The organism is Microbacterium sp. (genome assembly GCF_049661145.1).
Classification (GTDB): domain Bacteria; phylum Actinomycetota; class Actinomycetes; order Actinomycetales; family Microbacteriaceae; genus Microbacterium.
In genome coordinates this window covers 1-20,547 of sequence record NZ_JBASZT010000085.1, presented here as the reverse complement: position 1 = coordinate 20,547, position 20,547 = coordinate 1, and the positions used below count along the sequence as shown (strand labels likewise).

Annotated in this window: 23 protein-coding genes, 4 tRNA genes and 2 pseudogenes; 17 read left to right on the top strand and 12 right to left on the bottom strand. The window is 68.5% G+C overall.

Going from position 1 to position 20,547, the window contains the following annotated elements; genetic code table 11:
• Nucleotides 1-157 precede the first annotated feature (157 nt).
• The 8 genes and pseudogenes from WBP48_RS03935 to WBP48_RS03900 all read right to left on the bottom strand — a co-directional run bounded on the left by WBP48_RS03935 (nucleotide 158) and on the right by WBP48_RS03900 (nucleotide 5,228).
• Nucleotides 158-1,398: pseudogene (locus tag WBP48_RS03935) on the bottom strand (IS3 family transposase).
• Nucleotides 1,382-2,197: a hypothetical protein gene (locus tag WBP48_RS03930; RefSeq protein WP_424436395.1), complete on the bottom strand. Its 816-nt coding sequence runs from the start codon at nucleotides 2,195-2,197 to the stop codon at nucleotides 1,382-1,384. Before WBP48_RS03930 ends, WBP48_RS03935 begins: the two are co-directional and overlap by 17 nt.
• A complete protein-coding gene (locus tag WBP48_RS03925) occupies nucleotides 2,194-2,601 on the bottom strand; it encodes a hypothetical protein (RefSeq protein WP_424436392.1) in 408 nt (135 codons plus the stop codon). Before WBP48_RS03925 ends, WBP48_RS03930 begins: the two co-directional genes overlap by 4 nt.
• On the bottom strand, nucleotides 2,598-2,825 hold the full coding sequence (locus tag WBP48_RS03920) for a helix-turn-helix domain-containing protein (protein WP_424436389.1): 228 nt from the start codon (nucleotides 2,823-2,825) through the stop codon (nucleotides 2,598-2,600). The genes WBP48_RS03925 and WBP48_RS03920 overlap by 4 nt, the downstream gene beginning before the upstream one ends.
• A 91-nt stretch (nucleotides 2,826-2,916) precedes the next feature.
• Nucleotides 2,917-3,405, bottom strand: a complete 489-nt coding sequence (locus WBP48_RS03915; protein WP_424436386.1) for a hypothetical protein — start codon at nucleotides 3,403-3,405, stop codon at nucleotides 2,917-2,919.
• Between the two features lie 13 nt (nucleotides 3,406-3,418).
• Entirely contained in the window at nucleotides 3,419-4,762 is a 1,344-nt protein-coding gene (locus WBP48_RS03910; RefSeq protein ID WP_424436383.1) for a tyrosine-type recombinase/integrase, read from the bottom strand.
• Nucleotides 4,759-5,037 carry a hypothetical protein gene (locus WBP48_RS03905; protein WP_424436380.1) on the bottom strand — a complete coding sequence of 93 codons (279 nt, stop codon included), beginning with the start codon at nucleotides 5,035-5,037 and terminating at the stop codon, nucleotides 4,759-4,761. The genes WBP48_RS03910 and WBP48_RS03905 overlap by 4 nt, the downstream gene beginning before the upstream one ends.
• A gap of 115 nt (nucleotides 5,038-5,152) precedes the next feature.
• Nucleotides 5,153-5,228, bottom strand: a tRNA-Val gene (locus WBP48_RS03900).
• 148 nt (nucleotides 5,229-5,376) lie between these two features.
• Between WBP48_RS03900 and WBP48_RS03895 the strand changes: the two genes are divergently transcribed.
• The 13 genes from WBP48_RS03895 (at nucleotide 5,377) to WBP48_RS03835 (ending at nucleotide 11,792) form a co-directional block, all read left to right on the top strand.
• Nucleotides 5,377-5,449: transfer RNA gene (locus WBP48_RS03895), tRNA-Gly, on the top strand.
• A 52-nt stretch (nucleotides 5,450-5,501) separates the two neighbouring features.
• Nucleotides 5,502-5,572 (top strand) — tRNA-Cys (locus WBP48_RS03890).
• A 28-nt stretch (nucleotides 5,573-5,600) separates the two neighbouring features.
• Nucleotides 5,601-5,672, top strand: a tRNA-Val gene (locus WBP48_RS03885).
• Between the two features lie 458 nt (nucleotides 5,673-6,130).
• Entirely contained in the window at nucleotides 6,131-6,400 is a 270-nt protein-coding gene (locus tag WBP48_RS03880; protein ID WP_103663110.1) for a hypothetical protein, read from the top strand.
• Between the two features lie 94 nt (nucleotides 6,401-6,494).
• Nucleotides 6,495-6,704, top strand: a complete 210-nt coding sequence (locus tag WBP48_RS03875; RefSeq protein WP_424436376.1) for a hypothetical protein — start codon at nucleotides 6,495-6,497, stop codon at nucleotides 6,702-6,704.
• Nucleotides 6,701-7,120, top strand: coding sequence for a hypothetical protein (locus WBP48_RS03870; RefSeq protein WP_424436373.1), 420 nt, complete (start codon nucleotides 6,701-6,703; stop codon nucleotides 7,118-7,120). The genes WBP48_RS03875 and WBP48_RS03870 overlap by 4 nt, the downstream gene beginning before the upstream one ends.
• Nucleotides 7,117-7,539 carry a bifunctional DNA primase/polymerase gene (locus tag WBP48_RS03865; RefSeq protein ID WP_424436370.1) on the top strand — a complete coding sequence of 141 codons (423 nt, stop codon included), beginning with the start codon at nucleotides 7,117-7,119 and terminating at the stop codon, nucleotides 7,537-7,539. The genes WBP48_RS03870 and WBP48_RS03865 overlap by 4 nt, the downstream gene beginning before the upstream one ends.
• The gene (locus tag WBP48_RS03860; RefSeq protein WP_424436367.1) at nucleotides 7,536-9,425 is read left to right on the top strand and encodes a DNA primase family protein; all 1,890 of its coding nucleotides are present in this window, start codon (nucleotides 7,536-7,538) and stop codon (nucleotides 9,423-9,425) included. The genes WBP48_RS03865 and WBP48_RS03860 overlap by 4 nt, the downstream gene beginning before the upstream one ends.
• 24 nt (nucleotides 9,426-9,449) lie before the next feature.
• On the top strand, nucleotides 9,450-10,214 hold the full coding sequence (locus WBP48_RS03855; RefSeq protein WP_424436364.1) for a hypothetical protein: 765 nt from the start codon (nucleotides 9,450-9,452) through the stop codon (nucleotides 10,212-10,214).
• Nucleotides 10,207-10,614 (top strand): hypothetical protein, encoded by a 408-nt coding sequence (locus WBP48_RS03850; protein ID WP_424436361.1) that lies wholly within the window; start codon nucleotides 10,207-10,209, stop codon nucleotides 10,612-10,614. Before WBP48_RS03855 ends, WBP48_RS03850 begins: the two co-directional genes overlap by 8 nt.
• Nucleotides 10,604-11,218: a hypothetical protein gene (locus WBP48_RS03845; RefSeq protein ID WP_424436358.1), complete on the top strand. Its 615-nt coding sequence runs from the start codon at nucleotides 10,604-10,606 to the stop codon at nucleotides 11,216-11,218. Before WBP48_RS03850 ends, WBP48_RS03845 begins: the two co-directional genes overlap by 11 nt.
• A 116-nt stretch (nucleotides 11,219-11,334) precedes the next feature.
• Nucleotides 11,335-11,502, top strand: a complete 168-nt coding sequence (locus tag WBP48_RS03840; RefSeq protein WP_424436356.1) for a hypothetical protein — start codon at nucleotides 11,335-11,337, stop codon at nucleotides 11,500-11,502.
• Nucleotides 11,499-11,792, top strand: coding sequence for a hypothetical protein (locus WBP48_RS03835; RefSeq protein WP_424436353.1), 294 nt, complete (start codon nucleotides 11,499-11,501; stop codon nucleotides 11,790-11,792). Before WBP48_RS03840 ends, WBP48_RS03835 begins: the two co-directional genes overlap by 4 nt.
• Nucleotides 11,793-12,124: 332 nt before the next feature.
• Here WBP48_RS03835 and WBP48_RS03830 read toward each other — a convergent pair whose 3' ends face one another.
• Nucleotides 12,125-13,303 (bottom strand): tyrosine-type recombinase/integrase, encoded by a 1,179-nt coding sequence (locus tag WBP48_RS03830; protein ID WP_424436350.1) that lies wholly within the window; start codon nucleotides 13,301-13,303, stop codon nucleotides 12,125-12,127.
• Nucleotides 13,304-13,510: 207 nt separating this feature from the next.
• On the opposite strand from WBP48_RS03830, the gene WBP48_RS03825 reads away from it, so the two are divergent.
• Both WBP48_RS03825 and WBP48_RS03820 read left to right on the top strand, forming a co-directional pair.
• Nucleotides 13,511-14,731: an MFS transporter gene (locus WBP48_RS03825; RefSeq protein WP_424436347.1), complete on the top strand. Its 1,221-nt coding sequence runs from the start codon at nucleotides 13,511-13,513 to the stop codon at nucleotides 14,729-14,731.
• Complete coding sequence (locus WBP48_RS03820; RefSeq protein WP_424436344.1) at nucleotides 14,680-15,210, top strand: glycine cleavage system protein R; 531 nt, start codon at nucleotides 14,680-14,682, stop codon at nucleotides 15,208-15,210. Before WBP48_RS03825 ends, WBP48_RS03820 begins: the two co-directional genes overlap by 52 nt.
• Before the next feature lie 13 nt (nucleotides 15,211-15,223).
• On the opposite strand, the gene WBP48_RS03815 is transcribed toward WBP48_RS03820, so the two are convergent.
• Complete coding sequence (locus WBP48_RS03815) at nucleotides 15,224-16,384, bottom strand: SLC13 family permease (RefSeq protein WP_424436341.1); 1,161 nt, start codon at nucleotides 16,382-16,384, stop codon at nucleotides 15,224-15,226.
• A gap of 225 nt (nucleotides 16,385-16,609) precedes the next feature.
• On the opposite strand from WBP48_RS03815, the gene thrS reads away from it, so the two are divergent.
• Both thrS and WBP48_RS03805 read left to right on the top strand, forming a co-directional pair.
• Entirely contained in the window at nucleotides 16,610-18,628 is a 2,019-nt protein-coding gene (gene thrS / locus WBP48_RS03810) for a threonine--tRNA ligase (RefSeq protein ID WP_424436338.1), read from the top strand.
• A 14-nt stretch (nucleotides 18,629-18,642) separates the two neighbouring features.
• Nucleotides 18,643-19,218, top strand: coding sequence for an HIT family protein (locus WBP48_RS03805; protein WP_424436335.1), 576 nt, complete (start codon nucleotides 18,643-18,645; stop codon nucleotides 19,216-19,218).
• 176 nt (nucleotides 19,219-19,394) lie between these two features.
• On the opposite strand, the gene pdxY is transcribed toward WBP48_RS03805, so the two are convergent.
• Both pdxY and WBP48_RS03795 read right to left on the bottom strand, forming a co-directional pair.
• On the bottom strand, nucleotides 19,395-20,255 hold the full coding sequence (pdxY, locus tag WBP48_RS03800; protein ID WP_424436332.1) for a pyridoxal kinase PdxY: 861 nt from the start codon (nucleotides 20,253-20,255) through the stop codon (nucleotides 19,395-19,397).
• A gap of 3 nt (nucleotides 20,256-20,258) precedes the next feature.
• Nucleotides 20,259-20,547, bottom strand: a pseudogene (locus WBP48_RS03795) (transcriptional regulator PtsJ); the annotation flags it as partial.

Below are 20,547 nucleotides of genomic sequence, written 5' to 3'. Positions count from 1 at the left end.
TCGACGCGCAGATCCACGTCACCACCGACACCGAGACCCGCACCGGGACATACCGGCTGATCACCACGCTTCTGGATCCCGGCGAGGCGCCCGCGCGGGAACTGGTTCGGCTCTACCACGAACGCTGTGTCAAGCGTCGAGTTTGGTAGAGGGTCGTTTAGTTGGTTTCGGTGAGGGTCGGGGCCGTCTGGGTGGCGGCGTGGAGGGCTTCGTATTCGGTGGGCGGGATCTGGCCGAGCTCGCCGTGGAGGCGCCGGTTGTTGTACCAGTCGATGTATTCGGCGGTCGCGATTTCGAGGTCGTTGATGCCGGTCCAGGGGCCGCGGTTGCGGACGAGTTCGCCCTTGTAGAGCGAGTTGAACGCCTCGGCCATCGCGTTGTCGTAGCTGTCGCCCTTGGATCCGACCGAGGCGACCGCGTCGGCCTCGGCGAGCCGCTCGGTGTAGCGGATCGCACGGTACTGGACGCCTCTATCGCTGTGATGGATCAGGCCGGTCAGGTCAGCGCCCTCGCGTTCGCGCCGCCAGATGCCCATCTTCAACGCGTCCAGCGCCAGGTCCGTGTAGAGGCTGGTGCTCACCTGCCAGCCCACGATCTGGCGGGAGAACACGTCCAGCACGAACGCCGCGTACACCCAGCCGGCGAAGGTGCGCACGTACGTGATGTCGGCAACCCAGAGCCGGTTCGGGGCGTCGGCGTGGAACTGCCGGTCCACGAGGTCGCGGGGCCGGTCGGTCTCCGCTGCCGGCCTGGTCGTGCGGGGCGATTTCGCGCGGACCAGCCCGTGCAGGCCGCGGGCTCGCATCAGGCGCCTCACGGTGCACTCGGCCACCTGCTCGCCTGCCCGCCGCAGCGCGGCGTGCATCTTCCTGATCCCATACACGTCGTAGTTCTCCTTATGGATGGTGGTGATCTTCTCGGTCAGCTCCGCGTCCCGCACCGCTCTGGCGGACGGGTGACGGGTCTTGGCGGCGTAGTACGTCGACGGGGCGATCTGGGCGGGCGTGTCTTCCAACGCCCGGCAGACCGGCTCGACCCCGTGCACGGTCTTGTGCGCGTCGACGAACGCGACGCGCTCGTTCACCGGGACGGGCGGTCGAGCTCCGCCGCGAAGAAAGCCGACGCCGACTTCAGGATCGCGTTCGCGCGACGCAGCTCCTTGACCTCGCGTTCGAGCTCGGCGATCCGGGCGGCGTCCGCGGTCGTCACGCCGGGACGCAGGCCCTCGTCGGTCTCGGCCTGCTTCACCCAGGTCCGCAGCGCCTCGGGGTGGACCCCGAGCTGATCGCCGATGCGCTGATACGCGCCGGTGCGGGTCTCTGGGTCTTTACGCGCCTCGATCGCCAGACGCGTCGCGCGCTCACGAAGCTCGGCGGGGTACTTACGGGCTGCAACCATGATGCAGGGATTCCTTCCGGGTGTTGCTCCCCTCCATCAAACCCGCCGCGCGACACATGCTCGGGGCGATCGCGTCGACCTCCACGGACCCGCCGACGAACGACTTCGACCGAGAGTCCGTTTTCTTCGTCGGACGGGTCGGGAGGCTCCACGTGCTGATCTGCTCGGGCGTGACCGCGAGCCGCGTGAACGTGACCGGCGCAGCCGGGTTGAACTCCCGCACCTTCGCTTCGAACGACCGCCACGCGTCGAGCCCGGACGGGTCATGGTCACCGAGCTGGTACAGGTGCGTGTGGCGGTCGAGAGGGAGCGCGTTGGCGACCTCGTACACGAACGATTCGGATGGGTAGCCGCGCATGATCCCGAGCGGCACATCCCACCGGTTCGTCACCGGCGAGATCACGGCGCGCAGCGCGTCCTTCTCACTGTAAATCTGCACCTGCTCGGGCTGGGTCGACCAGATGCGGCGGCGGTACATGGATGCCACGGTCGTGATCGCGTCAGACGCGGAGTCGTAGGCGCGGGTCTGCAACGTGTAGCGGGTGCCGTCCGATACCCACCCGTAGGGGATGCGGCCGTCGCGACGGAGCTTCAACAGTTGCCGGCCGATGAGCCGATAACCGTTCTCCGACTTCTCGACAGCACCCGCCGACATGACCCGGTAGAACACGCTCCGCACCGTGGCGGGATGCTCGTCGCGCAGCACATCGAGGATGTGTTCGTCGATGACGGCGAGCTCGGCGTTGGTCCGCCGAACCCGCTTTACGGGAGTAGCACCGTAAAACTCTGGGGTGTTCACAGGTCGCCTCCCTCGTCGAGGCGGGCGGCGAGCGCACGAGACGCATCCCGTGCGGCCTCACGGGCGGCCTGAAGGCGCGCCTGCGCGGCCTTGAACGCGGCAAGCTCCGGCGAGGTAGACTCGGATGTGATCCGCTTCCCATCGAGATCCTTGGCCGTCCGGTTGCCCGCCGGGCGGCTTTCTCGTGCCCCGGTCACTCGGCACCACCGCCACCGGTCGTCTCGTGGGCGTTCCAACCACGAGACGGCATGGTCGATGTCGCCGCGGGTGAGGCGGGCACCACCGGGCAGCGGCAGGGCGTGCACCGCATCACGGAACTCCCGCGACCGCGGGTGCCGTGCAGCGGCGGGATTGGTCTTGGCGGCGTGCGCGACGAGCTGCACCGCGATCGGCGCCCGGTTCACTGGGTCACCGCCGGGCGGGTGCAGGATGCGATGTACGCGTCGAGGTCCGACCTGCGGACGAGGACGCGACGGCCGATCTTGACGGTAGGGAAAACCCGGCGCTCGAACAGCAACCGGGATGTGCGGTCGGTCAGGTTCGCGTAGACGCGGGCCTGGTTCCGGTCGAGGAGCGGGTCAGGGTTGTCGAGCAGTTCGCTCGTGGCGACGGTGGTGTCGCTGGACATGAGAAATCCTCCGAGAGCATGACGAGTAGTCGCCTGCTTTCGGAGGACTTCAGATACGGGTGCCGTTGGCGTGGAATGCGCCGCCGTGGCCCTATCTGTTGCGACTCAATATACCTCGCAGCCCGCTGAGGGTGACCGAGGTCAGCCCGGCGTGTCGCAGCCGGTCACATATCCCGTCGAGCTGGTCGATGCGCATCGTCGCGTTCAGTGCAGCGCCAGCGCTCCGCGAGCAGCCCACGCACGTGAGCGTCAACGTCATATGTGACCGCTTCCGGGCCGTATACGCGTCCTGCGCTGCGGCGTACTCGGCGGTACCGAGCAGCGCCTCAACCTCATCATGCGCGGCGGTGACCGCGGCGAGCCATCGGTCGGGTTCCGCCTCGCGGCTGATGCCGTCGAACGTGTCGTTAATCGTGTCGTAGCGGACGAACCCGGCGTCGTCGCCGAGTTGCGGGTCGGGCGCCCATGCGGTGCCGAGTGGGCGCCACGTCGGATAGTGGTAGAGCGTTGTGATGCCCACCGGTGGCGTGTGCCTGTCGCAGCGCACGGCGATGGTGTAGTCGGGTGCCTCCTCAGCCATGGTCCCCAGCCTCTCAGACGGCCCGCAGCCGCGGCGTGTCGGTGGGAGCGAACGCGGCGTTGAGGCGTTCGGCTATCAGCCGGTCGGAGTCGTCATACACGTGCGCGTAGATTGACGCGGCGCGAGCGGTGGTGTGCCCGAGCCTGCGCTGCACCTCCGGGACGGACGCGCCCGCACGGTACGCGAGAGACGCCGCAACATGTCGCAAGTCATGCCAATGCAGGTCATCACGACCGGCGACCTTGCGCGCACGCCGGAACCAATCACCGAGACGCCGGTACCCGACCGGGCCGCCGTTCACCTGCGTGAACAGCAACGCATCGGGGTGCTCCCCAGTGAACTCGACCATGTGTTCCCGCAGCCTGTCGGTGACGAACTCGGGCAGGTACACGGTGCGGCGGCTCTTGACGGTCTTGGGTTCTTTGAACGTGCCGTCACGGTCGAGGGAACGCTCGATGCGGATCGTGCCGGCGTCCAGGTCGACGTGCCGGCGGGCGAGGGCGAACAGTTCCCCTTGCCGTGCCGACGACCATGCGGCGACGATGACGGCGGCTTGCAGACGGCGCGGCATGTGCGCGGCGATCGTCTCCACTTCTTGCGGTGTCGCGATGGGTCTCTCGGCGGCGGCGTCCTGCCCGGCCCCTCGAACCTGCGCCGGGTTCTTGACGATGAGCCCGTCGCCCACAGCAGTGGACAGGATCCCGTGCAGCAGCCTGTACGCGTGAGCGGACGTGGACTTGCCGACGTTTTCGGGTGCGGTCCCGGTGCGGTCTTGCACGGGGGAGCCCGCGGCACGCCACGCATCCAGCACGGTGCGGGACAGCTTGCCCGTCGCGGGGACATCCATACCCTGCGCGCGCGCCCACGCCCGAGCCGGGTGACGGCGGTCGATGGGCACGGCATTGCGTTCGGCCTGCTCGCGGACCTCCGCACGGATGCCGGTGAGCCAAGCGCGCACCGTCGCCGTCGTAATATCTGCGACGTGCATGCCGCCGAGGTCCACGCCACGGGAATCTGCGGAAGCGCCGACACGGCGGCCGAACCACCGGTCGATGATCCCCCGATAGCGGACGCGGGTACTCCGCGACAAGTCGAGACGAGTCTCCAGCCACGAGTCGGCATACTCGGTGAGCGTGATCCGGCCCGCAGTCGGGTCGGTCCACGTTCCTCGGGCACGGTCCGCGAACTCCCCAGCCAGCCAGTCGCGGGCGGCGTCCTTGCTAGGGAAGGTGCGGGGGGCGCTGATACGGCGGCCGTCGATCCGGTAGAACGCACGCCAGTTCCCCGACGGCAGTTGCTGCACGGTGCCCGTGCTGTTCGGGGTGCGGCGGGCCGGGGTCTTCGCCCGGCGGGTCACAGCGCACCGCCCGCGAGTACGGCGTCGATGCGGGCCGACCATGCGGCATCCGCGGCGATCGCATCCTCGGCGAGGACGGTCGTCGCGTCCGTGAGCGGCGGAACGACGTCGGGGTTGATGCCGAGCGCAGCCGTCACGTCGGCGCGTGCGGTGAGCATCGCCCGGTGCGCGTCAGCGAACGCCCAGGATGCGTACTCGCGGGCTTCCTCGCGGGCAGCGGACGCGGCGGCGTAGGCGTCGATCAGGGTGAGCAGGTCAGCCGTAGTGGTAGCCATGATTGGCCTCTCGTTCGGCCCGTGAGTACACGGGAGTACACGAGAGGGGCTGAACTCGCTCTCACCAGACACCTGATGGCTTCCTGGAATCTTGCGATGACCAGGGATTTTCAGGTGGTGGGCGATGCCGGACTCGAACCGACGACCTCTTCCGTGTGAAGGAAGCGCGCTACCAACTGCGCCAATCGCCCATGATCCGTAGTGGATCGACTCACGATGCTACCGGATGCCGGACACTGTCACGAATCCCAGGGAGATGACACGCGCGGCCCACCTGGTTTTGCGGTTCGGAGATCGTGCACTAAAGTCGATCAAGCGCCCGGGGCAACCAGGGAGCACGCGGATGTAGCGCAGTTGGTAGCGCACAACCTTGCCAAGGTTGGGGTCGCGAGTTCGAGTCTCGTCATCCGCTCGAGTGCGGGGATCGTGTCACAGCGATCACGGCACGTGGGGTCAAACCACACGGTGGCGTGGCCGAGCGGCTAGGCACCGGCCTGCAAAGCCGTTTACACGGGTTCGAATCCCGTCGCCACCTCTCTTCATAACTGAACACGCCTGTACAGGCGCGATTGGCGCAGCGGTAGCGCGCTTCCCTGACACGGAAGAGGTCACTGGTTCGATCCCAGTATCGCGCACACAGAAAAGCCCCGGTAAAGCCGGGGTTTTCTCGTTTCCGGGGGAGGTCGTGCCCTAAGCGTGCCCTAACGTGCGTCGAGACGGCCGACTTATCGCTCTCCCCTTCCCCTCGCGCGCTGGTCAGATAGCGACTTCGAGTTACGCCCCGCCGACGAGCCCGTCACGACCGCCACGGCATCACGTGCGACCCGCCCCCGCCGTCGTCGAAATGCGCACTATCCGCCGAACGCCCAAAACATAGCGCGCCGCGATCCCAGTGTTTTCAAGGGTGGACACGCTGGACAGGGGGGGTCCGTTCCCCGCTATATTTTTTCTTCACGAGCGCTTAACGATTACCCCCTGTCCAGCGTGTCCACCCCTCCCGACCCGACCGTCGCGCATGACGGCGAGGATGCCGCGACACGCCGCGAATCACCGGCACGTCACCAACGCGCCTGAACTGTGTTACGGTGTGAGCATGGATCAGGTGACGGTGTACTGCGGCAAGGGGCACAAGCCCCGCCGCGTCGGCATCGTCACGTCCGAAGCGCAGGGGTTGCCTTGGCTTCGGCAGGATGCAACGGCTGAGGCCTGGACGACGGGCGACCTGTTCGCGCAGCCGTCGGGCGTCAACTATCGGCACCGCTTCGTGTGCCCGTGCGGCTCCGACTATCGAGTGCGCGGCGCGTCCCTGTATCCCGAGCTCGAAGCGCGACGCGAGTCGCGCGGACGTCTCGTAATCCGATAACCGAATAGCCGGGGGGCAGAGCCCGGGATATAAGACGCTCGGCCACCTAAACCCCTAGCGCGGGGAGAGATTTCTCACGCCTAGGGGTTTTCCCGTGCCGAAGCACACACCTCCCACTCAGCGCCCTCGTCGCTGGGGGACCGTCGAAGATGCCGCCGCCGAAGCGACCGTCTCCGCCCGGACGATCCGTCGCGAGATCGCCGCCGGCCGAATCTACGCCGAACGCATCTCCGCCCGTCGCATCCGCGTCGACCTCGACTCGATCTCCGGGCGTCCCCTCAGTGTCGCGAAGGCCGACCGATGAGCGCCCGCTCCGAGCGCCGGCACCCTGAGAAGGTCGCCGCCGACCCTGCCGTCTGCGAGACCCGCGGCGCATCGCCCGAGCGGATGCGCCGTCTCGCGAGCATCGGCGGCTACGCCCGCGCCGCGTCGATGACGCCTGACGAACTCTCGGCGCAGATGCGCAAGGTTCGCGCCGCCCGGTCCGAGAAGGATGCCGCGCGCCGCGCCGCCGAAGGTCTGCCGCCCGTGAAGCCGACGCCGAAGCCGCTCTCCGATGACGAGATGGCCCATTGGAAAGCGGTCGTCGACGAGCGTTTCGGCGTCGATTACCCCTGGGCGAACCGCATGCAGCGCTCGCGCATGGCCGTGCGTCTCGCCCGTGAGGCCGCGGCCCGCGCTGCCGCCGAGGCGTTCCGTCAGATGGGCCGCGACTCGTGAGCGCGCTCGATACGGCGCTCGCAATGGCGCGTGCCGGCATCCGCGTTCACCCGACCCGCGAGAAGCGGCCGATCCTGGCGAAGCCTCTCGACGGGGCGACGACGGACGCCGCGACGATCGCGAAATGGTGGACCGAGTACCCCGACGCGCTACCCGGCTTCTACCCCGGACAGAACGGCCTTGTCGTCGTCGATGTCGACGAGAAGCCGGGAAAGCCGTCCGGCTCGGCGAGTCTGCGCGAGGCGGGGCACGAGCTGCCCGACACATGGTCGTACCCGACGCCGTCAGGCGGTCGCCACTACGTCTACCGCGTGCCCGAGGGGATCGAGCTCGCGCCGCGTGACGCCTTCCTTCCGGGCGTTGACCTTCGCGCCGGCAATGGGAATGTCGTCTGCTACGCGAAGGCGGTCAAGCTGTGAGCGCCGCGACGTCGCCCGACTGGGTACTGACAGCGTGCAGCGGCGAGCGCGAGCGCACTCATGACCGCGGGACCGACGCGAGCGTCGAGACGTTCCGCGCCCGACTGATCGACGGCAAGCCCGACAAGGCCGTGCGGAAGGCTCTCGGCGCGTTCTCGCCGCGTGACATGGCGCACGCCGACTTGCTCGATGCGGTCGCGGCGCTCGTCATCCTCGGCGTGCAGGGGCATCCCGGCGTCAGCGCGGCGCTGGATGAGGCCAGGGCGACCTATACGCACGATTGGGGCTCGGAGTACGCCCGCGCCTTCGACAAGGCCGTGACGGGCAGTGTGCGCCGCCAGGGCCTACCTCCCGCGACGATCGAGCTCTCGAAGCCCCAGCGGAAGGCGATCAAGGCACGAAACCGACAGTCGCGAACCCCCGACCGACCGAAGGGCGGCGCCGTGACTGGCACGACCGATCCCGACATGCTCCCCGCGGCGGGAGACGACGCGACGTTGGCCGAGGTCGTCGCGGCACACTTCCGCCCCTCCCTGATCTTCGCAGCCGGCGCGTGGCACGAGTACGACGGCAACCGTTGGCGCGCGGTCAGTGACGCGCACGTCGTCGAGCTCGTGCGGTCCCGGCTTCTCGACCTCGGCGTGCGCGCCTACCTCGCCCCGGATGGCTCGAAGCTCGCCGCGTGGCTCAAGCGCAAGACGACGATCGACGCCGCGGCGCGACTCATCCGCGGCATCCTCGAACGCTCGGCCGCTGACTTCGACGCGCACCCGGACGAGATCAACACGCCGAGCGGGATCGTCGACCTTCGCACGGGGGAGCTTCGCCCCTGCGATCCCGACCGGATGCATACGAAGGTCACGCGCGGCGCGTGGGGCGGGATCGAAGCGCGGCATCCCGACGTCGACAAGGTTCTCGACGTGCTGCCCGCGAAGGTCCGCGACTGGATGCAAATTCGCGTCGGTCAGGCCGCGACCGGTCACGTGCCCGACGACGACATCGTGCCCATCTGGCAGGGCGGCGGGCAGAACGGCAAGTCGACGTGTACGGGGATGATCCTCGGGACGCTCGGCGACTACGCCGCGATTCTGCCCGAGCAAGTCTTGCTCGCGTCTCAGGGCGATCACCCGACCGCGCTCATGGACCTTCTCGGCCTTCGCCTCGGATTCAGCGAAGAGCTTCCCGAGGGGCATTCGCTCAACGTGAAGCGGCTCAAGGACATCGCGGGCACGCCCCGGATGAAGGCGCGTCGGATGCGGCAAGACTTCGTCGAGTGGTCGCCTTCGCACTCTCTCATGGTGTCGTCGAACTACGACCCCCGCGTCGCCGAGACGGATCACGGGACTTGGCGACGGCTCGCGCTCGTGCGCTTCCCGTTCCGCTTCGTCGCCGACCCCCAGCACGAAGACGAGCGCCCCGCCGACCGTCGCCTTCGCGGGCGTGTGAACGGGGGGAAGGGCGGACGCGACGAGGCCGTGCTCGCGTGGATCGTCCGCGGCGCGATGCGCTGGTACGACGCCGGCATGGTCATGCCCGAGCCCCCGCGGCGGGTCGTCGAGGACACGACCGAATGGCGCGAGCGGTCCGACGTCGCCTTCGCCTTCGCGAACGATCGTCTCGTCTTCGGTCCCGATGCCTACATGTCGGCGACGGATCTCATCGAGGCCGTGCGGACGTGGCTCAACGTCAACGGACATCGCGCATGGAACACCGAAACGATCGTCGGCCGCGTCGCGTCTCACGACATGTTTCGCGACAACAACGTGCGGAAGGACCGCAAGCGGCTGCCCGACGGCACGCGGCCGACGTACTACTTCGGCGTCGGGCTTCGTCCCAACGAAGCCGTCCTCAATTCCTTCCAATCCATCACTGCACCTGGCAAGTAACCCAACCCTGAAAGGACCGCCATCATGGCAACGATCAAGTTCTCCCAGCACACCCGCGACGCCGGATCGCTGCTCGTCGAAGTTCCGGCTGACGGCGGCGGCGTCAAGGCCGTCCGCGACCAGGCCGAGACCTTCGGTAAGCGCGCCGAACAGTACCGCGAGTCGAGCAACCTCTTCCGCCACGCTGACACGGCCGTTGAGCGGGCTGAGGCCGAGATCGCCGCCGAAGCCGCTGCATCCGCTGAGGACGGCGGCGCCGTCCCGGCGAAGAAGCTCGTCAAGAAGCTTCGCGCCGCCCAGGACGAGCGAGACGAAGCACGCATCGTTCTCGACGGCCGCGACGCCGCGCTCCGGAAGGCGCACGCCAAGCTTCGCGATGTCATCCGGCACCACACGCCCGCCCTTCGCGCTGCCGCGATCGACGATCTCGACGCCGATATCCTCAAGCTGGCGACGGCACACGCCCGCCTGCGCGAGCTCGCGACGCTGGTCGAAGAGCATCTCGGCACGCTCGGGATGGTGGAGCGGCTCCCGAAGGACGGTCACCCCGTCATGATGGTCGAGGCCGGTGCCCCGAACCTCGCAGTCGCCTACGTCGGCGAAGCGCTCGATCGGCTGACGATGGCGATCGGTAACGCGACCGATGCTCTCGACGCGGCCCGCGGCGCGGCCAAGTCGAAGCCCGATGTCGTGGTGCCCGTTCCCGACCACGAGACGGTCGAAGAGCCCGCTGTAACGGCTGACCCCGATCTCGGCGAGATGGAAATCGGGGGCGATGACGGTGAGTGACAAGAAGGCGAAGAAAAGGGCCGAGCTCGCGGTCGCGGCCGAACAGATCGCGGCCGAACGTCAGGTCGAGGATGCTCTCAAAGCCATCGCGCTTCGACGCACGGGGCACCCGTGGGGACAGATCGCGCGGACACTCGGCCGGTCGCAAGTCGAGGTCGAGGAGCTCGCGAAGATTGGCTATGAGCACCTTCTCGGGATGCAAGACCCGGACGTGCTCAGGGCTGAGGTCGAAGATCGGCTCGACGCGATCATCCGCGCCGCGAACGTCGAGCTCGCGACGGTCGAGACGTTCGCCGAGCGCAACGCCGCGATGCGGACCATCATGACCGCCGAGCGTGACCGGGTACGCCTTCTCGGGCTGGCGCTGAAGCCTGAGAAGGAAGGTGACGATGATGCGTAGAGCGAAGCGGCCCAACCCCGGACGCCCACCCCGAAAGCGTCTCGTCTCGGATGCCGCCGTGCTCGAAGCCCTCACGGAAGGGCTCGGCCGTCTGCCCGAGCCGACGCCGCAACAGCGGATCGCGGCGAAGAAGCACGCGATTCGCTTCGATCGGTGGATGGCTCGCGGCGTGGCGGCGTGGGACGCCCTGTCGCCGGCAGACCGTCAACGCGAGGCCGACCGGATGCTCGCCGGCATCCGTCGATACGACCGGGACGCCGACGACCGTGATCTCGGGCCGGATGGCGGGCGACTCATGTACGGGATGCACTTCGCGATCGACCGCGATGAGGCACGGCGCCGCAAGAGGGCGGCGAAGAAGAGCGCGAGCCCGTCGATATTCGTCGCCGCGCCCGTCGAGCCGGAAGACGTCACGGCCGAGGCTGTGCGCCCCGCTCCCGCGTCGGAAGAGTCGCCTGTGGTCGACGAGCTCGCCGAGCGGCGCAAAGGCCGGGGAGGGCGGCTACAGCGCCGCACCGTGGCAGGGCTCCATTCCTTGTACGACCCCGCGACGGGGCGATACATCGACCCGAGCTTCATCGACGACGACGATTTCGAGGACTGAGCCATGACCGCATCGGAGATCGCCGCCGTGATGCGTGCGATCGAGGCCGTACTCGCGAAGCTCGACATCATCATCGAGCGACTACCACAGACCCCCGACACGAAAGACGTGACGCGATGACCGCCACCGCCGAGCTCGAAGCCGACGTCGCCCACGCCGAGCGAGAGCGCGAAGAAGCGTACGCCGCATGGCGCGCGGCCCATCGCGCCTACTTCGACGCCGACATTCGGCTCTTGCACGCCCGGCTCAACCTCGCAGACCACCAGAAGGAGAACGGATCATGACCGACCGCACCGCATCGCAGAAGGCAGCCGCCCGGCTCGGGATCGGCGTCGACCACGACGACATCATGAGCGACGCCGAACGGCTGCTCTCGCGCGGCTCGTGGAGCGAGCGCGACCGGCTCAAGGCGCGCGACCTTCTCGCCCGAGCTCGCGATCTCGACGACCGCGACGACGACGACGCACCCGAGCCCGACAGGCGACCGGCCACAGCGTCGGAGATCGCCGGCGCGCACATGCTCGGCGGCAAGGCGGCGGCGCGCGAGCTCCGCGACCGCGGCTTCGAGAAGTAGACCCCCCGAGCACCCACACAACCGAAGGAGAAGGCACTATGCCCGTACAGATTGTGTGACAGATCGTCGCGCAGCCCGCCCATCTCGTCGACTTCGACGCCGTCAAGCTCGCGGCGGTCAAGACGATCACGCCGGGCGCGACGACGTCGCACGGCGCGGCGATCCAGGACATCGGTCAGGCGGGCGGGTCGACCTACGTCGACGTGCGCGTGACGACCTAACAGACGGCCGCGGCGCGTCCTATCGTGTTGCGCGCCCGCGGCTCGGGGAAGTGATGAGCCCCGGCAAGAAGCCCCGCTCGGAAGTGGAACCGCGGCGGGGCTTCTTCGCGTTCAAGCCGTCGTCGAGCGGCGCGTCATCCGGGCCGCGAGTTCGTCGTCGCGATTCCCGGCGTGCTGGTAGCGCATCGCCGCGCCGGGCGTCGAGTGTCCGAGGCGACGCATCGTCTCGGCGAACGTCGCGCCGGTCTGCGCGTACCGCGTGCCCGCGTAGTGGCGCAGGGCGTGGAAGGGCATGTCCTCGCGCCCCGCTGCCGTGCGTGCGTCGTTCCAGTGCCGCCAGAACGCGGACTGTGCGAGGAAGCTCTCGCCGTCGGCGGCGGGGAAGAGCAGCGCGTCGCCGATCTTCCCGCGCACGTGCTCGGCGATGATCGCGGCATCCGGGCCGAAGATGGCGACCGGCCGCACACCCGCATCGCTCTTCGTGTCGCCGGGCACGATGCCCTCTGACGTGCGCACGACGCCCCGCACGACGTTGATACGCACGACGCCGTCGCCGACGATGACGTCTTTCGCGCGGAGCGCGGTTGCTTCGCCGAAGCGAAGCCCGCCGATCGCGGCGATGACGACGAGCGCCCGATAGCGGGGCGTGATCGCGTCGAGGATGACGTCGAGCTCTTCGTCGGTCGGCGGGATCACCTTCCGGCCCGTGTGCGTGGACTGACCGCCGCGGATGCCGACGCACGGGTTCGACCCGAGCAAGCCGTCGAGGACCGCCGTCGCGCAGATCGCATTGAGTAGGCCGTAGGCGCGTGAGGTCTGGGTCTTCTTGCCCGTGCTCATCTGTGCCGTGCGCCACGTTCGCACCTTCGCGGGCGTGAGAGCCGAGAGGGGGAGCGCGCAGAGATCCGCGAGCGGGCCGGCTGCGAGGCGCGCATACTCTTCGCGCGTGCGTGGCTTGAGCTTGTCGCCCTTCGCGTTCGTGCGCTCGGCGATCCACGTCTCGGCGTACTCGGCCAGCGTGCGACCCCGCTCGGCGCGGATCTCGGCCTTCTCGTGCGGCGATACCCAGACTTCGCGGCGCATGTCGGACTCGGGGCCGCTCAGCCACGCCTCGGCGTCGCCCGTCGTGTCGAAGGTCTTCGGCGCGGTGTAGCGCACCCCGTCGGGGCCGACGTAGCTCGCCTGATAGCGACCGCTCGGCAGCTTGCGCACCTTGCCGAACCGAGCGCGTGTTGCCGAGCGCGTGCGGCCGAGCGCATCCGTGATCGTCGCCTTCGCCCTACGCGCCATGTCGTGCCCCGTCCGTGCCCCAAGCGTGCCCTAAGCGCTGGCAACTTGTGTCCGATTGTGTCCACTAGTGACAGTAGCACGATGCCCCGCGATCCCAGTGATAGCGCGGGATTGTGGCGGATTCACGCGGATCTCGGCGGGGCCGCGCATCCTGGTTCGATCCCAGTATCGCGCACCGAATGGAGACCCCCCGTGGATGCGATGAGGGTGAACGTTCGCGCGTGGGTTTCGTCGCGTTTCCTGACGTTCTTCGTCAGCTGGGCGGTCTTCCAGTCCTACTGGGGGTTGTGGCTGGCCGATCGCGGCTTCTCCGTCTCAGAGATCGGCACTGCGGTCGCGTGTTCTCTCGTTGCACGTGCCGTGACGGTAGCGATGATCTATCCGGCACTGAACCGTCGCGCGACGCTACTGCTTCTCAGCCGGACGGTGCCATGGGTGATCACCGTCGTTGCCGTTCCATATCTGTTCGTGGTCGGCTTTCCCCTGCTCATCGCAGTCTCGATCGCCTTCGGACTGGTCTATCCGATCATGCTGCCGCTGAATGAGACCGTAGCGACGGTCGCCGCCAGGCAGCGCCTGCTTCCGTACGGACCAACACGCGCGCTCGGCTCGGCCGGGTTCATCCTCGGCACCCTCGTCGCCGGCTGGCTCACGGCGGCTCTCGGGGCGCCCGTGCTCGCCTACAGCCTCATCGGTTCCTGTGTGCTCATGGCTCTCGTCGGGTTCATCCACCCTCGTGAGGAGGCCGCGCTTGCTGTGCGCGGCTCGGGACGACAGGGCTTCGCGGCACTCGCGCACGACCGCTCGTTCCTCGCATGCCTGGCGATCGCCGTCCTCGTACAAGGCTCGCCCGCCGCCTACTACGGTTTCGGTGCGATCCGGGCGGCCGAGATCGCTACACCGCTCGCCGTTCCCTTCCTGCTCGTGATCGCGCCTCTGAGCGAACTCATCCTGTTCTTCCTCGCGCGGCGACGATTCGAGAACCTCGGATATCGGACGCTGTTCGCCGTCGGCGCGGTCGTCGCCGCAGTGCGGTGGATTCTGCTCGCCACGAGTGATGACTGGCCGCTGTTCGCGGCCTCACAGATCCTCCATGCGGGCTCATACGCGACGACGCACATCGCGTTCATGCTGTACGTCCGCGATCACGTCGATCTCGAAAGTCAAGCTGCGGCGCAGGGCCTCTACGCTTCATTCGCGATGGGCCTCGGCACCGCGGTGCTGACGTTCGTCGCCGGCGTGCAGATCGGCGCCAGCTTCGCGACCGCGCTGTTGACCATGGCCGTTGCAGCCTTGGCGAGTCTGCTCTTTCTTCCCGTGCTCGGAGCGGACCCGAGAAGGGTACTCGCGGCACACGCACGAGCTAGGCTCACGGCATGGCCCATCTCGTCCTCACCGTCGTCGGCGACGATCGCGCCGGACTCGTGAGCGAACTCGCACAGGTCGTCGCCGCGCACGGCGGCAACTGGGAGCAGAGCGAACTCGCCGAACTCGCGGGCGCATTCGCCGGCGTCGTCCTGGTCTCGGTTCCCGACGACCGTGTCGGGCAGCTGACGGACGCTCTGAACTCCCTCGACGGACTGCTGCGGGTCACGGCCCACAATGCCGATGCCCCGGCATCCGTCAATGACGGCCGCCCGCTCTCGTTCACGGTCCTCGGCAACGATCGCCCCGGGATCGTCCGCGACGTGACCGCCGCGATCACCGCCCACGCGCTGTCGATCGACACGTTCCGCAGCCGCACGCTCGAGGCGCCGATGGCGGGCGGCACGCTCTTCGAAGCCGTCGTGACCGTGAGCCTTCCCACGCAGGTGGATGCCGCGGCCCTCACCTCCGCTCTGGAAGACCTGGCCTCCGCTCTGGAAGACCTGGCCGGCGAGATCCAGGTCGACCTCACGGTGGCGTGAGCGGCCGAAACCGTCAGCGCAGCGCAAGCGGCACGACGGCCAGCGCGACCGTCACCGGCGCTGCGACGAGCCCCCATACGACGTAGCGCCGCCACGGCACCGCCACGCCCACGGCGCTCAACCGCGCGTGCCACAGCAGCGTCGCAAGCGACGCCCACGGCGTGATCAGGGGACCTGCGCCCACGCCGGCGAGCAGTGCCGCCAGCCGAACCGGCGAGTCGGCGACCGGTTCGAGCGCGAGATATGCCGGCAGGTTGTTGACGGCGTTGGCTCCCAGCATCCCGGTCCCGGCGAGCTGCCACAGGGACGGCAGGTCGTCGCCCGAACCGGTGACGGCTGCCAGGAGCGCACCTGACCCGAGAGCATCGAGCGCCCCGGCGGCGAGGAACAGACCCGAGGCGAACACGATCAGCTGCCACGGCACCAGCCCCAGGCGCAGCGTGCCGGGGGAGCGCCACGCGAACAGCGCGACGAGTGCGATCGCTCCGGCCAGCGCCGGCTGCCACGGCGGCAGGCCGCTCACCAGCAGCGGCATCATGACGACGAGGACGAGCGCCGACAGGCGCAGCAGCACGGCGTCGGCCACCCGCGGCGGCGATGCTGGCGTGAACCTCCCGCGCAGGGCGCGACGATGCACCAGCCACAGCAGCCCGGCCGTCACACTCGCAGCAACGACGGCCGATGGCCCGAGCAGGGCAAGAAATGCTCCGGCATCCGTACCGCCCAATCGGTGCGCCGCGAGCAGGTTCGTGAGATTCGAGACGGGAAGGAAGAGGGATGCCGTGTTCGCGAGCCACACGGTCGTGAACGCGAACGGCAGGGGAGGCAGACCGTTCGCGCGCGCCACCGCGACCACGACGGGCGTCAGCAGCACGGCCGTCGTGTCGAGGGAGAGGAATGCCGTGACCACGACGGCGAGCCCGACGATCAGCAACCAGAGCACGAGCACCCGACCGCGCGCTGCACGCGCGAGCCACGCCGCCGCCATGTCGAACACACCGGCGGTCGCCGACAGCTCCGCGACGATCGTCACCGCGACGACGAACAGCAGGATCGGCCAGACGCGGTCGGCGATGGCCCCGGCATCCGCCGCGGAGAGCACACCCGTCAGGATCGCCACGCCGCTGGCGGCGAGGAGCAGTGCTCCGATGGCGGCGAGCTTCACGGCATCCATCTTCGCGCGGTCCTCGCCGACCGAGCCCCGTTCCGCCCACGTTGCCCGCGCCCGGGCGATAGACTCGGATCGTGGAACAGCGCCGGATCATCGCCGTCTTGGCCGGTTCACGGACGCCCGGCGCCCGAACGACCGACGCCTGAGCGGGCGGGGCGCGAGGCGCCCGCAGCTGAGCGCTATGTTCCGAAACCGCTGTTCTGCAGCAACCCTCCTGGAGACCTTCCCTTGACTGACCTCTTGCCCGCGGCGGGTGTCACCTACCCCGCCGACGGCTTCGCCCTGTTCCCCGACCGTTCCGTTGTCGCGCTGCGCGTGAACGGCGACCTGAAAGACCTCGCCACCGTCGTCACGGCGGACGACGTGGTAGAGCCGGTCACGGTCGACAGCCCCGACGGAGTGTCGATCCTGCGGCACTCGACGGCGCACGTGCTCGCGCAGGCGGTGCAGCGCATCCGTCCGCAAGCGAACCTCGGCATCGGCCCGCCCATCGTCGACGGCTTCTACTACGACTTCGGCGTCGATGAGCCCTTCACACCCGAGGATCTCAAGGCGATCAAGAAGGAGATGGAACGGATCGTCCGCGAGAACCAGCGGTTCGTCCGGCGCGTGGTCACCGCCGATGAGGCGCGGGCGGAGCTGGCGAGCGAGCCGTTCAAGCTCGAACTGATCGACCTCGCCGGCGGCCCCGGATCCGGCGCGCACGCCGCCGAGGGCGCGTCGGCCGAGATCGGCGCGGGCGAGCTCACCGTCTACGACAACGTCACCCGCGACGGCGAGACCGCGTGGCGCGACCTCTGCCGGGGGCCTCACGTACCCGGCACTCGCTTCATCGGCAACGGCTGGGACCTCACCCGCATCGCCGGCGCCTACTGGCGCGGCAGCGAGAAGAACCCGCAGCTGCAGCGCATCTACGGCACCGCGTGGCCCACGAAGGACGAGCTGCGCGCTTACCAGCAGCGCCTCGAAGAGGCGGCCCGCCGCGACCACCGCAAGCTCGGCAAGGAGCTGGACCTGTTCAGCTTCCCCGACGAAATCGGGTCAGGCCTGTCGGTGTGGCACCCCAAGGGCGGCATCGTCCGCGGCGAGATGGAGCAGCACGCCCGCCGCCGCCACATCGAGAACGGCTACACCTACGTGTACACGCCGCACATCTCGAAGGAGGACCTGTTCCTCACCTCGAACCACCTCGTCACCTACCGCGAGGGCATGTTCCCGCCGATCGTGATGGACGAGGAGCGGGATGCCGACGGCAACATCACCAAGCAGGGCCAGGACTACTACCTCAAGCCGATGAACTGCCCGATGCACATCCTGATCTACCGGGAGCGTGCGCGCAGCTACCGTGACCTGCCGATGCGCCTCGCCGAGAACGGCACGGTGTACCGCAACGAGCTGTCGGGCGCCCTCCACGGCCTGACGCGCGTGCGCGGGTTCACTCAGGACGACTCGCACCTGTTCGTCACAGAGGACCAGCTCGAATCCGAGGCGACCCGTGTGCTGGAGTTCGTCATCTCGATGCTGCGCGACTTCGGACTCGACGACTTCGAGCTCGAGCTGTCACTGCGCGACGATGAGAAGAGCAAGTGGATCGGCTCGGACGCATTCTGGGACTACTCCACGAACGCGCTCCGCAACGTCGCGGTGGCCTCGGGGCTCAAGCTCACCGAGGTTCCCGGTGAAGCGGCGTTCTACGGCCCGAAGATCGACCTCAAGACCCGCGACGCGATCGGCCGCACCTGGCAGTTGTCGACCGTGCAGGTCGATGTGAACCTGCCGGAGCGTTTCGGTCTGGAGTACATGGGACCGGACGGCGAGAAGCACCGCCCGATCATGATCCACCGTGCGCTGTTCGGCTCGATCGAGCGGTTCTTCGCGATCCTGCTGGAGCACTACGCCGGCGCGTTCCCGGTGTGGCTGTCGCCGGTGCAGGTGGTGGGGATCCCCGTCGCCGAGGAGTTCGCACCGTACCTCGACGACATCGTCGCGCGGCTGCGCGAGCGGGGTGTGCGCGCAGAGGTCGATCACTCCACCGACCGCATGCCGAAGAAGATCCGCACCCACACCACCCAGAAGGTGCCGGTGCAGCTCATCGCGGGGGAGCAGGACCGGGCCGGCGGCACCGTGTCGTTCCGCTTCCGCGACGGTTCGCAGACCAACGGCATCCCGGTCGACGAAGCGATCGACCGCATCACCCGCGCGATCGCGTCGCACGCGCTCATCGACACGGCAGCCGATCTGGCTTGACGGGGGACCGATCGTTGAGCGAGTACAGCGAGTCGAAACGACCCGAGCAGGCAGACGACCGCCTCGTGGCGGCGAGCACGTTCGCAGGCGTTCCGGACGAGTTTCAGCGCCTGTGGACGCCGCACCGCATGGCGTACATCAACGCCGGTGCCGACGTGAACCGGGGCTCCGGATGTCCCTTCTGCGCCGCGCCGCGAATGGCGGATGCCGACGGGCTCATCGTCCATCGCGGTCAGACCGTCTACGTCCTGCTGAACCTGTTTCCTTACAACTCGGGGCACATGCTTGTATGCCCCTACCGGCATATCCCGACGTACGACCAGGCCTCCGTCGAGGAGATCGCTGAGATCGGCGCGCTGACGCAGACGGCGATGCGGGTGCTGCGGCAGGTGTCGCGCTGCGACGGCTTCAACATCGGCATGAACCAGGGCGCCGTCGCCGGCGCCGGCGTGGACGAGCACCTGCACCAGCACATCGTGCCGCGGTGGGCGACCGACGCGAACTTCTTCCCGATCATCGCCAAGACCAAGGCGCTGCCGCAGCTACTCGGCGAGGTGCGCGAGACCCTGGCCTCCGCCTGGCCGGCCTGACCCGAAAGTCTCGTGACATGACCCAGACTTTCCCGCCCCACGGCGCGGCAGCGCCCCTGAAAAGCCGAAGCGAGAGTCTTTGTGACGTGACTCAGACTTTCCCGCCCACGGCGCGGCAGCGCCCCTGAAAAGCCGACCCCGTCGGAGGGAAGACCCAGACCGACGGGATGCCGGGGTCAGCGGACGCGAGTCACGTCGAACTGCAGGCGAGGGTGGGCGTAGAACTCCTGGGACTCGACGAGCTGCAGTTCGCGCTGGCCCGACTCGTACGTGTTCTGCAGCAGGTCCCAGACGCTCGACACCGTCGTGGCGAGGGCGCCGGCGGCATCCCCGCTCGAACGATAATGCGCCGTGAACAGGGCTGCCGTGACGTCGCCCGACCCATTGGCCTTCATCGGAATGCGCGGAGTCTGCACGATCCACGCGCCTTCGCCGTTCACGACGAGCATCTCGATGGTCCCCTCTCGTCCTCCTGGCGCGTCGGGACGCTCGACCGAGGTGACGAGCACCGTGTCCGGCCCCATCGCGCGCGCCGCGTCCGCCGAGGCGAGCGTGGAGTCGAGGTCGGCCGGCTCGGTCTCGGTGAGAAAGCCGAGCTCGAACTGGTTCGGCGTGATGATGTCGGCCGCAGGAACCACCCGATCCCGCAGCAGGATCGGGATCGCGGGAGCGACGAAGCAACCGCTCTTGGAGTTGCCCATCACCGGGTCGCACGAGTAGACGGCGGACGGGTTGGCGGCCTTGACGCGAGCGACGGCGTCGAGGATCACGTCGCCGATGCCCTCCGAGCCCTGGTACCCGCTGAGGATCACGTCGATCTCTCCGAGGACGCCCCGCTCCTCGATGCCCGTGATGACGTCTCGGACGTCGTCGGGCGCGATGAGCGGCCCACGCCACGCGCCGTAGCCGGTGTGGTTCGAGAAGTTCACGGTGTAGACCGGCAGCACCTCGACCCCGATCCGCTGCAGCGGAAAGACCGCGGCGGAGTTGCCGACATGGCCGTACGCGACGGCGGACTGGATGGACAGGATCTTCACGGATCAACCCGCTTTCTTGAGTTCCACCGCCGCGATGGCGGCGGCGAGGTCGGATGCTAGGCGCCGAGCATCGGCGTCGGAGAGGTTGTGCACCGTCAGGCGCAGGTGTTTCGCCCCGTCGGCATCGTCGAGGACGAACTCGTCGCCGGGTCGCGCCAGCCAGCCGCGCCGCATCAGTTGCTCGGTCACCGCGCGCGCGGGGACGGGCAACTCCACCCACACGTTGAGCCCGTCGCCGTCGGCCGCACCGACGCCGTGCCCGGCCAGCATCGCGGCGAAGGCGGCATTGCGC